Genomic DNA, 13,340 nt, shown 5'->3' with positions numbered 1-13,340 from the left:
CACGGCTGGCCGGTTCAGGTCGAACGCAAAGCTTGCCTGGGGCGAGTCTCCACGGAGTTCGTTTTCGTCAACCGGGTCTTGCGCGACATCACCCGTCTGTGGGCACGATGTCGACGCAGCTTGCGGCGTCAGGATCGTGCGCACGGCATTCGGTCCACCTTTCGCAAGCGGCAACGATACGGAACGGCGATACAAAGGCGATCGGGATCAGGGCGGCGGCGCGCAGCTTCGGCTCGAATTGCGGGCCTGGAGGTGCTACCCCCTGGGGTGCTTCATCTCCTCGGCTTCCATTGCCGCGTTTCGTTCCTCACTCGCGGAAACAGGTTCCATCGCCTCGTCGATCGAGGCCAATGCATACTCGCAGGCCAGCTTCGTTTCCTCGACGTCGGCGTCGGGCTCTTCATCGTCGGTGAGGGGAGGATCGAGCATGTCTCTGAGCATCGTCGCCAGTTCCGGGGTGTCCCACGGTTCGCCGCGTTGTTCCTTTTTCTTGATGTAGTGGCGGATCTCCGCATCCTGTTCGGGTGTCAGTGGAAGGTGCCGAAAGGTGCTGTTTGGGGTGGCATCAGTCATGATATTGCTCCGAAGTCCGGCATGGTCCCGGTGTGGCTGCTTCCCCGGGATGCATACATGCCGGAAAAATCGATAAGGATGACGGACCGATTCGCGAGTGACGCCGGGTTGAAGCGACTCGCGCGACGGCCGCCGCCGCTGATACTGCGTTCGCCGAGCCGATACTGCAGCTTGCAATTCGGCATTCAAGATGTACCTGGTCCCGAATCGAGCGCAATCGAATGCTCGGACACGCGTGGCAGATTCTTATTTGCGGAAGTTCGGATCCCGGATTCGATCGAGGCGAGCGAACAGTTCATTGATCTGGCGTTCGAGTACCTTATTGCGCTCAAATCGTGTCCGGAGTGTGTCGAGCTTGAATCGCCAATACGCCGGATCGCTCACTGGCGATCGGTTGATGAAGGCGTCGTGTGTTTGCTCGAGCAGTCCGATCGCTCCCCTAATGTGAGTCAGTTCGCGCTCCACATCGCAGTACCAGCTCATGTTTGCCGACTCTCGGTTATGGTTCGATTCTTGGCTTGCTGCACGGCGAGTGCGTCTGATTTCACTCGACAGCCGCCGCGCGGGCAAATTTCGAGCGATGTTGTTCTCAGCGCCCCACGGGCAAAATCCCGACCGCTGCGTCGAAGCCGGCGCCGTCGTCACGCGGGCGGTCGTTCTGCGCCGGCACATGACGGCACATGAGCGGGCGACATTCGAATCCACGATAAAGACGCACGCTCATGACGAGCTTCTGAACGTTCGGTCGCGACGACTCGCGGGACGAACTCGTCCGGCCAGTATCGCCAGTGTGGCGCGACGGGGTGGGGCGTAAAGCGTAATGCTGCGTGCGAACATGAGCGCGATGCAGCAAGAAGGGAGACGGAGGGCGAGCAGTCGAACGGCTCGCGAATGCCCGGATGAGTTCATCATACGCGCGTCGCCCTTCGGGTGGCCATCTTATTTCGGGCGACGCGGAATGCCTCCGGTGCGAGGCTGTGGCTGTCTGGCGCGGTCGGGTTGAACCGGCGTGCGGGCTGGCCGACGCGGTGCCTGAAACACCGCGCGGTTGCCGCGCATTCCGTCCTTACTTCTGTTCCGGCAGGAACCAGTTCATCACGAGCGCGCAGATGCCGCCCGTTGCGACACCCGATTCCAGCACGTTCTTCAGCGCATGCGGCAGGCTGTTCAGAATGTCCGGCACCTGCGACACGCCGAGGCCGAGCGCCAGCGACACCGCGATGATCAGCAGCGCGCGGCGGTCGAGCTGCACGCCCGCGAGAATGTTGATGCCCGATGCGGCCACCGCGCCGAACATCACCATCGCCGCGCCGCCCAGCACGGGCTCCGGCACGGCCTGCAGCACGCCGGCGACGACCGGGAACAGGCCGAGCACCACGAGCATCCCCGCGATCCAGATGCCGACATGGCGGCTCGCGACGCCGGTGATCTGGATCACGCCGTTGTTCTGCGCGAACACGGAGCTCGGAAACGTATTGAACACGCCGGCCAGCAGCGAGTTCGCGCCGTTGACGAGCACGCCGCCCTTGATTCGTTGCATCCACACCGGCCCCTCGACCGGCTCGTTCGAGATCTTGCTGGTGGCGGTGACGTCGCCGATCGCTTCGAGCGACGTGACGAGGTAGATGATCAGCATCGGCACGAACAGCGACCACGAGAAGCCGATGCCGAAGTGCAGCGGCGTCGGAACCTGGAACAGCGCGGCCTGCTGCATGCCGGTGAAGTCGAGGCGGCCGAGGAACGCGGCCGCGAGGTAGCCGATCGCGAGCGCGATGACGAGCGCGGTGCTGCGCACCCAGACGATCGGCACGCGGTTCAGCAGGATGATCGTGCCGAGCACGAGGCCGGACAGCGTCAGGTTCTCCGCGCTCGCGAACGTGCCCTTGGCCATCGCGCCATAGCCGCCGCCCATGCTGATGAGGCCGACCTTGATCAGCGTGAGGCCGATCAGCAGCACGACGATGCCGGTGACGAGCGGCGTGATCAGGCGCTTCACGAACGGCAGGAGGCGCGACACGCTCATCTCGACGAACGAACCGGCAATCACGACGCCGAAGATCGCGGCCATCACGGTCTCGACCGGCGTGCCCTGCTTGACCATCAGGCTGCCGCCCGCGATCAGCGGGCCGACGAAGTTGAAGCTGGTGCCCTGGACGATCAGCAGGCCGGCGCCCAGCGGGCCGAAGCGCTTGCACTGGACGAAGGTGGCGATACCGGAAATCACCAGCGACATCGATACGATCAGGGTCGTATCGCGGCTGGACACGCCGAGCGCCTGGCAGATCAGCAGGCCGGGCGTGACGATCGGCACGATGATCGCCAGCAGGTGCTGCAGCGCGGCGACGAAGGCGACCATCGGCGCCGGCCGGTCGTTCGGGCCGTAGACGAGGTCGCGGGCCGATTCTGCGGCGTCGGCGCCGTGGGAGGCGGGTTGGGCGTGGGAAGCGGGTTGCATGGCGAGCGGGCCGGACAAGGTGGAAAGTGCGGCATTTTAGCCGAAGGGCCCGCCGGCGCCGCGGTGCGCCGCGATAGCGGGGATTCGACGGAGCGGGGAAGCGGCGACGGATCGGCGCCCGGCCGGCCGTGATCGTGGCGGCCGTCGGTCAGCGGGTTTGCCGCGACGCGATTGCGGCTGTCGTCGTCGCGCTGAACCCGGGCAATTCCGGAATCCGCTGCTCCATGAATTGCAGGAACGTGCGGGTCCTGAGCGGCAGATACCGGCGCGACGCATACACGAGGTGCAGCGCATGCGGCGGAACCATGTCCCACTTCGGCAGCAGCCGGACGAGCCGCCCGGTGTCGATCAGGTCCTGAACGAGCCACGCCGGCGCGCTGCCCACCGCGTTCCCGGCCAGGAAGCATTCCCGCAGCGCGATCGAGCTGTTCACGCGATACCGGCCGTGTACCGGAACGGCGACCTTCTCGTCGCCTCGCGCGAATTCCAGTGCGCTGCCGATGATGTCCGCGCGCGCGTATCCGACATACTCATGCTTCGCCAGGTCTTCCGGCCGGCGGATCCTCGGCGCCCTCGACACGTATGCCGGCGCGGCCACCAGCAGGCGCGGCGACGACGCGATGTTGCGTGCGACGACATCCGGCGGCAGCACGTGGCCGAGGCGAATGGCGACATCGACGCCTTCCTCGACCAGATCGATCACGCGATCGGTCAAATGAAGCTCGACGTCGATTTCCGGCCACGCGGCGAGGAATTCGAGCACGAGCGCGTTCAGCCTCAACTCGCCCAGCCCCAGCGGCGCGTTGACGACCAGCTTGCCGACCGGCCGCAGCGTTTGCCCGCGCACGTCGGCCACCGCGCTTTCGTATTCGTCGAGCACGCGCTTGCAGCGATCGTAGAAGCGCCGGCCTTCGTCGGTCGGCGCGAGGCTGGTTGTCGAGCGTTCGAGCAGGCGAACGCCCAGTTCCTGTTCGAACGCGGCGACGATCTTGCTGATCGTCGGCTGGCCGGTGCCTTCCTCGCGAGCGACCGCCGAAAAATTGCCCAGCTCGATGGCGCGGACGAACACGCGCATGGATCGCAGCGAATCCATCTTATTCCCTTATGGAATGAACCCTATTCAAGTGTCCCACGTTCCTGTGTAATGGAGAATGACCTAACGTTCGCAAACCTTCACTTCCTGATGAGGAACCGACATGAACGAGGCACTGCAATCTTCGACACTGGACGGCGCGCACGTGGTGATATTCGGCGCGAGCTCCGGAATCGGCCTCGCGGCCGCGGCGGCCGCGAAGGCGAGGGGCGCCAGCGTCACGCTGGTCGGCCGGACCCGCGCGAAGCTCGAGGCCGCCGCGCACACGATCGGCGGCGCGCGTTTCGCGGTGGCCGATATCGCGGATCGGCACGCGGTGCAGGCCGTATTCGATACGATGACGCGTGTCGATCACCTGGTCGTCACGGCCGGCCGGTTCATCGCCGGCAAGCTGAGCGAGACCGATCCCGATCATCTGCTCGCCGCGGTACAGGAGCGCATCGCCGGGCCGGTCTACGCGATCCGGGCCGCGTTGCCGCTGATGCCCGCGACCGGCTCGATCGTGCTGACGGGCGGGCAACTGTCGGATCGTCCGTCGGCGCAAGGCACGTCCGTGATTGCCGCCGCCGTGCGTGGCGTCGAAGCGCTGGCGCAATCGCTCGCGCTGGAGCTGAAGCCGATTCGCGTCAACGTCGTCGCACCCGGTTTCGTCGAGACGCCGCTGTACGACGCGTTCGGCCCGGAAGCGCGCGATGCGATCCTCGCGGGAGCCGCATCGGCGCTGCCGGGCGGCCGCGTCGGTCGTGCCGACGAAGTCGGGGAGGCGATCGCGTTCCTGCTGGGCAACGGTTTCATGAATGCCGAAATCCTGCACATCGACGGCGGCGGCCGGCTGGTCTGAGCCGTGCGCGTCGTGCGGGCCGGCTTCGGGTACTTGCGCGGCGTCAGCCGGCCGTGTGTGTTTTCGTGTTGCGCGCCGGTGCGCGTGGCGCGCGGGAATCGGGATACGCGCGCTGGCAGACCGCAATGACCGCGTCGCGCAGGCGGCGGTGGACGGGGTCGGCGTGCATGCGCGGATGCCATAGCGCGGAGACGAGGATCGCGGGCAGGCGGACCGGGATCTCGAAGCTGCGCAGCCCGAGGGCTTCCGCGAGCCCCGGCGAGAACGCGTTGCCGAGGCTCGAGCGCGGCACCAGCGCGATCAGGTCGGTGCTGGCCGCGACACGCATCGCATCGGGGTAGCCGGGGACGACGACGTGCACGGTCTGGCCCGGGCCGGACGGGCCGGTCGGAGCGTCGGCCGGTCCGCCGAAATCGCCGAGCTGCGATGCGATCACGTGACGGCAGGCCGCATAGCGCGCGGGCGTGATCCTGGCCGCCGCGAACAGCGGGTGTCCGGCGCGCGCTACCGCGACGTGCCAGTCGTGACCGAGCATGCGGGTGTGCAGCTCGGGCGCGTCGTCGCCGCGCTTGCCGATTTCCAGATCGACGGTGCCGTCGCGCAGCGCTTGCGGATCGCGGTCGGGCTTGGGCACGAAGCGGATGCGCACGTGCGGCGCGACTTCGCCGATCGCGGCGACCACCGGGCCGGACAGCATTTCCATGAACGACGCCGACGCGCGAATGGTGAACGTGGATGAGAGCGTCGCCATGTCGACGTCGGCCGTCGCCGGCCGCAGCACGGCGCGCGCGTCGCTCGCGATCGCATGCACGCGGTCGCGCAATGCAGCCGCGTGCGGCGTCGGCACGAGCTTGCGCCCGGCGCGCACGAGCAACGGGTCGCCGGTGGAGAGCCGCAGCCGCGTGAGCGTGCGGCTCATGGCGGACGTGCTCAGGCCAAGCCGGCGCGCCGCGCCCGTCACGCTGCCTTCCGACAGCAGCGCGTCGAGTGCGGTGACGAGATTCAGGTCGATGTCTTCCATGCGGACAGGATACGCCACTGCACGGTCTGGCATGGCGTTCGATGCAACTATTGGTTGCATCCGGTGCGTCTGGTGCATGGTCTGGTGCACGCCTATAGTGGGCGCATCGTGAAACCCGGCAAAGGCGGCAACCATGCAATCGACCGTATCGAACCCGAACGCACCCACGATCCTGCTCGTCGCCGCTTCGCGCGGCCTCGGGTTGGCCATGGCGGAGCAATTCCTGAACAGGGGCTGGAACGTAACGGGCACCGTGCGTGCAGGATCGGGGCGCACGAAGCTGCACGATCTCGCTGACCGGTTCGACGGCCGGCTCGGGATCGAGACGCTCGACATCTGCGAGCCGGCGCAACTGACCGCGCTGCGCGAGCGCCTGTCGGGCAGGTGCTTCGACATGTTGTTCGTGAATGCGGGGACGACCAACGACCCGAACGAAACGATCGGCGAAGTGACGACCGACGAGTTCGTGCGCGTGATGATCACGAACGCGCTTGCGCCGATGCGCGTGATCGACGCGCTCCAGGATTTCGTGACCGCCGACGGATTGATTGGCGCGATGTCGTCGGGGCAGGGCAGCGTCGCGAACAACGTCAGCGGGATGCGCGAGGTCTATCGCGGCAGCAAGGCCGCGCTGAACCAGTTCATGCGCAGCTTCGCGGCGCGGCAGGCCGACACGCCGCGTGCGATGGCGCTGATGGCGCCCGGCTGGGTCCGCACGGAGCTGGGCGGGCCCGATGCACGCCTGACCATCGACGAGAGCGTGCCGAGCCTCGTCGACGTGCTGATCGCGAAGCGTGCGCGCCCCGGGCTCGAATACCTCGACTATCTGGGGCGGACGGTGCCGTGGTGAACGGATGTCGCTGCTTGCCTTGCCAGGTCGCCTGCACATGACGTTGTATCCGCAACGATTGCGCGGCGCGACGACATGTCGCTCGCTGCATCGCACAACCGACCGCGCTTGACACAGTCGCGCTGCCCGCCGTAAATTGCGCGGGCAGATCTAGATAAGAGACTATCTGTAGGATGGTCTCTCCATGCGTCGATCGCATCTGCAATGTCGAGCCTCTTACAGAACAAATATACGGAGGCCGATTGTGCAAACGATCGCGGTCAAGCTTCATGGCATTGAAGACGTCATTTCCTTTCTCGACGCGCGCCCCGGTATCGCGGGCAGGGCGGGACTCGTCTGGTGGCTGTCGCTCGGCGGGTTGTTTCTCGACGCATTTTCCAACTCGGCATTGAGCGCCGGCCTCGGGCCGATGACGCACGAATTGCATCTGTCGGCCGCGCAGGTCGCATGGATGACGTCGTTCGCGTCGTGGGTCGCGATCGCGTTCAACCCGATCGGCGGCTGGATGGCCGACCGGTGGGGGCGCGTACGGCCGCTGATCGCCGCGAAGCTGCTGTCGGTCATCGGTGCGCTGCTCGTGGTGTTCGCACCGGATTTCAATACGATTCTGGCCGGCCGCTTCTTCGTCGGGATGGCGTACGGGATCGACTTCGCGATCGCGATGGCGATGCTCGCGGAGTTCACGCCGGGCCGCCTGAAGAGCCGGCTCAATACGTGGCAGGGCATGTGGTACACGGCGGTCTGCCTGAACCTGCTGCTCGCGCTGCTGTTTCATGCGTGGCAGGTCGGCGATTCGATCTGGCGCTACTCGGTCGCGGCTACCGCGGTGTTCGGTGTCGCGATCCTCGCGCTGCAATGCGCGTTCCTCGTCGAAAGCCCGATCTGGCTCGCGCGCAAGGAGCGCCTCGACGACGCGGCGCACGCGATGACGCGCATCTACGGGCAGGCATTCGTCGCCGCACCTGCGCACGAACGCACACCCATCGTCAATCCGGCCACGCGCGGCCTCGCGAACGTGCTGCTGATCTTTCGCGGCGTCTACCTGCCGCGCACGATCCTCGCCGCGACCGTGCAGATCGGCCAGTCGATCGAATACTTCGCGATCGGCTGGTATCTGCCGCTGATCAGTGCCGCGCTGTTCGGCAAGGACTTCGTCTATGCGACGCTCGGTGCGCTCGTGTTCAACCTGTTCGGGATCGTCGGCGGCTTCTCGTCGTCGACGGTCGGCCGTCGCGTCGGCCTGCGCCGCGCATCGGCGATCGGCTTCGCGGCGGTTTGCGCGATGCTGGTCGCGCTCGGGCTGTTCCATGCGCACATGCCGCTGTGGCTGTCCGTGGTCGTGCCGTCGCTGTTCATCCTGTTCCACTCGGCCGGCCCCGGCGCGAACGGCAAGAGCCTGTCGTCGCTGTCGTTTCGCGGCGAACTGCGCGCCGGCGCGAACGGTATCGTCGGCGCGCTCGGCTCGATCGGCGCGGCACTCGGCCTGCTGGTCTTTCCGCTGTTTCGCGCACGCTACGGCCTCGAACACACGTTCCTGATCCTCGCGGTCGTGCCGTGCGTCGCGAGCGCGATTTGCTTCGCGATCCGCTGGGATCCGACGCGCACGACGATCAATCCCGACAACGAACCCGACGCGCCGCACTTCGGTGACGACGCGCGCGCCACGTCGGCCTTCCTGAAACCCGCCATCGAGAAAACGCAGCGATGACCGATTCCCGAAACGCCATTCTCGCCATCGATGAAGGCACATCCGGCACGCGTGCCGCGCTGGTCGACGCGAGCGGGCACGTGTCGTGCCTCGAATACCTGCCGCTGTCGGTCGAGAGCCCGCGGCCCGGTGTCGTCGAACAGGACGCGAACGCGATCCTCGACAAGACGCTCGCGGTCTGCCGCGCGACGCTCGCGCACGCGCATGAGCAGGGTGTGCAGATCGTCGCGCTGGCGCTCGCGACGCAGCGTGCGACAGCCGTGCTGTGGGACACGCGGACCGGTCGCGCGCTCGTGCCCGCGATGGTCTGGCAGGACACGCGCCATGCGGCCGAGCTCGACCGTTTCGCGTTCGACTGGGACCGTGTGCTCGTGCCGCAGGTCGGCCGGCCGGCGGGTGTGCGCTCACCGTATCTGTGGGCCGTGCACCAGATGCGGACGTCGCAGGCGGTGGCCGATGCGCATCGCGCCGGATGTCTCGCATTCGGCACGATCGATACGTGGCTGCTGTGGCATCTGTCCGATGCACGCGAATGCGTGACGACGCCGACCAACGCAACATCGGCGAGCGCTTACCTGCTCGGCGAACATTGCTATTTCGAGCCGTGGCTCGACGCGCTGGGCTTTCCGCACGAACTGCTGCCCGCGCTGCGCGAGGACGCCGACGCGTTCGGCCGCACGCGTCAGGACATGCTCGGCATCGACGTGCCGATCCTCGCGTGCGCGGGCGACCAGTTCGCGGGTGCGGTCGGCCTCGGCTGCGTCGAGCGCGGCCAGGCGATGTGCGTGCACGGCACCGGCAGCTTCGTCGACCTGCTGACGGGGACGGTGCGTCCTGACGCCGGATCGTACGCACAACCCGGTTACGCGCACGACGGCACGCTGGCGATGACCGCGCGGCGGCACGGCGGCGTGTCGCATTACTCGCTCGAAACCTTCGTCGCGACGACGGGCTCGGCACTGCGCTGGGTCTGCGAAAAGCTGCGCTGGTTCGACGATCCGGCGCAGATCAGTGCGCTGGCGGGCACCGTACAGTCGGCGCGCGGCGTGACGTTCATACCGGCGCTCACCGGCTTGCGCGTGCCGCGGATGGAGCCGAACGCACGCGCGTTGCTGTCGGGTATCTCGATCGCGACGACGCAGGCCGAGGTTGCATATGCGGTGCTCGAAGGCATCGCGCATTCGGTCGCGTCGTGCATGGAGGCCAACCAGGCGGTGGCGCGGGCCGACGTGTCGGAGCTGATCGTCGGCGGCGGCCTCGCGGGCAGCGACACGCTGCTGCAGATCCAGGCCGACGTGAGCGGCGTGCCCGTGCGCCGGATGCGCGAAGGCGACCGTGCAAGCCTGCGCGGCGCGGCGTTTCTCGCGGGCGCGTCGGGGCTGCTGTGGGACTCGCTCGACGCGGCCCGCGCGACACTCGTTACCGACGCCGTCTTCGAACCCTCGATCGACGCGGCCAGCCGGCAGCGCCGGCGCGCGGCCTGGCATGCGCGGATCGCGTCCGAGCTTGCGCACGCGGCCGATTTTGCTTACGCGTAAGCACGGAGAACGACCAGCATGATGTTTTTGCCATCCAGAAAACCGCAGACGGACCGTGCCGGCATGACGGGCACCGAGCCGCTGCGCGTGAACCGCGACGAGCATCTGGCACGGCTCGAGACCGACACGTTCGACGTGCTGATCGTCGGCGGAGGCGTAACGGGCGCGTACGCCGCGTTCGATGCGAGCCTGCGCGGACTGCGCGTCGCGCTCGTCGAGAAGAGCGATTTCGCGTCGGGCACGTCGTCGAAATCGTCGAAGATGGTCCACGGCGGGCTCCGTTACATCGAGCAGGGCAATCTCGGGCTCGTGCGCCATTCGCTGCTCGAGCGGCAACGGTTGCGGCGCAACGCGCGTCATCTCGTGCAGCGGCTGCCGTTCCTGTTCCCGGTGATGGAGCGCGAAGGCGTGTTCGACCGGCGTCTCGCGAAAGCCTTCGAAAGCCTGCTGTGGACCTACGACATCGCCGGAGGCTGGCGCGAGGGCATCCTGCACCAGAAGCTGACGAAGGCGGAGGTGCTGTCGCATTGCCCGACCTTCAACGAGACCTACCTGACAGGCGGATTCCTGTACTTCGACGCACGTGTCGACGATGCGCGCCTGACGCTGAACCTCGTGCGCACGGCTGCGTTTCATGGCGCGGCGGTGGCGAACCACGCACGCGTGGTCGAGCTGACGCGCGACGGCCACGGCAAGGTCGACGGCGCGATCGTGTATGCCGACGGTCGCGAGCGGCGCGTGCACGCGCGCGTGGTCGTGATGGCGACGGGCGTGTGGCTGCGCGACTGGACCGGCGCGCGCAAGGGCGATACGCCCGCGTTGCAGGTGCGGCCCGCGAAGGGCGTACACGTGGCGATTCCGTGGCTGAAGATCCGCAACGACTGCACGGTGACGATCCCCGTGCCGGGCCGCAACCGCCGCGCGACGATCACGCGCTGGGGCAACGTGTCGTATCTCGGCACGACCGACGAGGACTACGACGGCGATCTCGACGACGTGCACTGCACCCGGCAGGAACTCGATTTCCTGCTCGACGGCGCGCGTTCCGCGCTGAAGGTCGACCTGAGCGCGGACGACGTGGTCGGCAGCATCGCCGGGTGCCGGCCGCTCGTCGGACCGCCCGGCGGCAAGACGATCGAGATGAAGCGCAATCACGAGATCCATGTCGCGCCCGACGGGCTCGTGACGATCGTCGGCGGCAAGCTGACGACGTCGCGGCATATGGCCGAGCAGACGATCGATACGGTCGGCAAGCTGCTCGGCCGCCGCACGCGCTGCCGCACGAAATCGGCGTACCTGCTCGGCGCGGCCGGTTACGACCCGCAAGCGATCGTCGCGTCGGGCGGGCTCGCCGCGCATTTCGGCGAGCGCTACGGCACCGAGGCGCGCTTCGTCGGCGATCTCGCCGACGCGACGCCGTCGCTGCTTGCGCCGATCGTCGAAGGACTACCGTACAGCGAAGCGGAAGTGCTCTATGCGGTGCGTCACGAATTCGCACGCAGCGTCGACGACGTGTTGTCGCGCCGCACCCGCGCGCGGCTGATGGCGCGCGATGCATCGGCGCGCGCCGCACCGCGCGTCGGCGCCATCCTCAAGGCGGAGCTCGGCCTGTCCGATGCCACCGTCGCCAGCCAGGTGCGCGACTACGTCGCCGCCGTCGCACTCGAAAAAGCCATCCTCATGGGAGAAAACGGATGATCAGCAAGGAAGCCATCAAGCGCGGCTACAACCGCGGCAACTACGTCGTCGGTGCGCATACGCCGCCGCCATACTCGCTGAACCTGCCGGCGGCAGGCAGTGCGCCGGTCGAGGCCGGCATGCAGCGCGCGCCGGTCGCAGTGTCGCCGCAACAGGTCGATGCGTTGCGTGCGGTGGCCGACGAAGTGCTAACGCTGGCGGCCGACGTCGTCGCGTGGACGCGCGACTGGTGGGCCGCGTCGATGGTCGCGGAAACGGGCGGCCGGCCCGCGACGCCGCACGCGGTCGTCGTGCGCGTGTCGACGGTCGAGCAGGTGCAGGCCGTGATGCGTATCGCACATGCGGCGACGATTCCGGTGACGGCATCGGCCGGCCGCAGCAACGTGACGGGCGCGGCGCTGCCGGTGCGCGGCGGCATCGTTCTCGACGTGTGCGGGCTGAACCGGCTGATCGACGTCGACACCGAGAGCCAGATCGTCGACGTCGAAGCCGGGATGTTCGGTGACGTGTTCGAGGAAACGCTGCAGCGCGAGCACGGGCTGACGATGGGCCACTGGCCGTCGTCGTTCGGGATCAGCACGGTGGGCGGCTGGATCGCCTGCCGCGGTGCGGGGCAACTGTCGACGCGCTACGGCAAGATCGAGGACATGGTGTTCGGAATGGACGTCGTGCTGGCGGACGGCAGCCTGGCCACGCTCGGCGGTTATTCGCGCTCGGCGGTCGGGCCTGATCTGCAGCAGTTGTTCATCGGCAGCGAAGGGACGCTCGGCATCATCGTGCGCGCGCGCCTGAAGCTGCATCGGCTGCCCGACTACGGCCGCGCGATCGCGTACGGCTTCGATACGTTTGCGGCCGGCCTCGACGCGTGTCGCGAGATCCTGCAGCGCGGCGCGAATCCGGCGGTGCTGCGGCTCTACGACGAACTTGAAAGCGGCGTGCAGTTCGGCCTGCCCGACACGAACGTGCTGCTGATCGCCGACGAAGGCACGCGCGAGATCGTCGATGCGGTGGTGGCGATCAGCGTGCGCGTAGGCGAGGAAAGCGGTCGCAAACTCGACGGCGACGCGATCTTCGAGAAGTGGCTCGACACGCGCTACCTGACCGGCAAGAGCGCGGAGGGCTTCAAGCGCAGCCCGGGTTTCGTTGCCGATACGCTGGAGATGTGCGGCCGCTGGCGCGACCTCGCGGCGATCTATCGCGACGTGGTGGCCGCCCTGCAGGCCGTGCCCGGTACGCTGGCCGGATCCGCGCACCAGTCGCATGCGTATGCGGACGGCGCGTGCCTGTATTTCTCGCTGCGCGGTGACGTCGCGGTGGCCGAACGGGCCGCGTGGTACCGCGCGGCGTGGGACGCGGCGAATGCGGTGCTGATCCAATACAATGCGGCGTTGAGTCATCACCACGGCGTCGGGCTGCTGCGTTCGCCGTACATGCGCGAATCGCTGGGCACGGCGTTCCCGGTGCTGCAGACGGTGAAGCGCGCGCTCGACCCGAAACACATCCTCAACCCCGGCAAGCTCGGTCTCGACGACGAGACTGGCCCGCACGTCGACCGGTAAACGT

At 67.4% G+C, this 13,340-nt stretch carries 11 protein-coding genes; 6 read left to right on the top strand and 5 right to left on the bottom strand.

The genetic code is table 11. The features are described from left to right. Positions 1-255: 255 nt before the first annotated feature. The 4 genes from GD429_RS22910 to GD429_RS22890 all read right to left on the bottom strand — a co-directional run bounded on the left by GD429_RS22910 (position 256) and on the right by GD429_RS22890 (position 4,121). Positions 256-573 (bottom strand): hypothetical protein, encoded by a 318-nt coding sequence (locus GD429_RS22910; protein ID WP_152860191.1) that lies wholly within the window; start codon positions 571-573, stop codon positions 256-258. A 246-nt stretch (positions 574-819) separates the two neighbouring features. Next, positions 820-1,056: a hypothetical protein gene (locus GD429_RS22905; protein WP_152860189.1), complete on the bottom strand. Its 237-nt coding sequence runs from the start codon at positions 1,054-1,056 to the stop codon at positions 820-822. A gap of 583 nt (positions 1,057-1,639) precedes the next feature. Then, entirely contained in the window at positions 1,640-3,028 is a 1,389-nt protein-coding gene (locus GD429_RS22900) for a nucleobase:cation symporter-2 family protein (protein WP_152860187.1), read from the bottom strand. Positions 3,029-3,176: 148 nt separating this feature from the next. Next, positions 3,177-4,121: a LysR family transcriptional regulator gene (locus GD429_RS22890; protein WP_152860185.1), complete on the bottom strand. Its 945-nt coding sequence runs from the start codon at positions 4,119-4,121 to the stop codon at positions 3,177-3,179. 103 nt (positions 4,122-4,224) lie between these two features. Between GD429_RS22890 and GD429_RS22885 the strand changes: the two genes are divergently transcribed. Continuing rightward, positions 4,225-4,962, top strand: a complete 738-nt coding sequence (locus GD429_RS22885) for an SDR family oxidoreductase (RefSeq protein WP_152860183.1) — start codon at positions 4,225-4,227, stop codon at positions 4,960-4,962. A gap of 43 nt (positions 4,963-5,005) precedes the next feature. Here GD429_RS22885 and GD429_RS22880 read toward each other — a convergent pair whose 3' ends face one another. Continuing rightward, entirely contained in the window at positions 5,006-5,983 is a 978-nt protein-coding gene (locus GD429_RS22880; protein WP_152860249.1) for a LysR family transcriptional regulator, read from the bottom strand. 133 nt (positions 5,984-6,116) lie between these two features. On the opposite strand from GD429_RS22880, the gene GD429_RS22875 reads away from it, so the two are divergent. The 5 genes from GD429_RS22875 (at position 6,117) to GD429_RS22855 (ending at position 13,336) form a co-directional block, all read left to right on the top strand. Further along, positions 6,117-6,833 carry an SDR family oxidoreductase gene (locus GD429_RS22875; protein ID WP_152860181.1) on the top strand — a complete coding sequence of 239 codons (717 nt, stop codon included), beginning with the start codon at positions 6,117-6,119 and terminating at the stop codon, positions 6,831-6,833. Between the two features lie 244 nt (positions 6,834-7,077). After that, a complete protein-coding gene (locus GD429_RS22870) occupies positions 7,078-8,541 on the top strand; it encodes an MFS transporter (RefSeq protein WP_321574801.1) in 1,464 nt (487 codons plus the stop codon). Next, positions 8,538-10,079, top strand: coding sequence for an FGGY family carbohydrate kinase (locus GD429_RS22865; protein WP_152860177.1), 1,542 nt, complete (start codon positions 8,538-8,540; stop codon positions 10,077-10,079). The genes GD429_RS22870 and GD429_RS22865 overlap by 4 nt, the downstream gene beginning before the upstream one ends. 18 nt (positions 10,080-10,097) lie before the next feature. After that, positions 10,098-11,777: a glycerol-3-phosphate dehydrogenase/oxidase gene (locus GD429_RS22860; protein WP_152860175.1), complete on the top strand. Its 1,680-nt coding sequence runs from the start codon at positions 10,098-10,100 to the stop codon at positions 11,775-11,777. After that, positions 11,774-13,336, top strand: coding sequence for an FAD-binding oxidoreductase (locus GD429_RS22855; protein ID WP_152860173.1), 1,563 nt, complete (start codon positions 11,774-11,776; stop codon positions 13,334-13,336). The genes GD429_RS22860 and GD429_RS22855 overlap by 4 nt, the downstream gene beginning before the upstream one ends. The last annotated feature ends 4 nt before the right edge of the window (positions 13,337-13,340 follow it).

Source organism: Burkholderia sp. BE17 (genome assembly GCF_009362305.1).
GTDB classification, from domain to species: Bacteria; Pseudomonadota; Gammaproteobacteria; order Burkholderiales; family Burkholderiaceae; genus Burkholderia; species Burkholderia pyrrocinia_C.
Note: the sequence above shows the minus strand (reverse complement) of the source record. Positions and strands in the feature narration are given on the sequence as shown.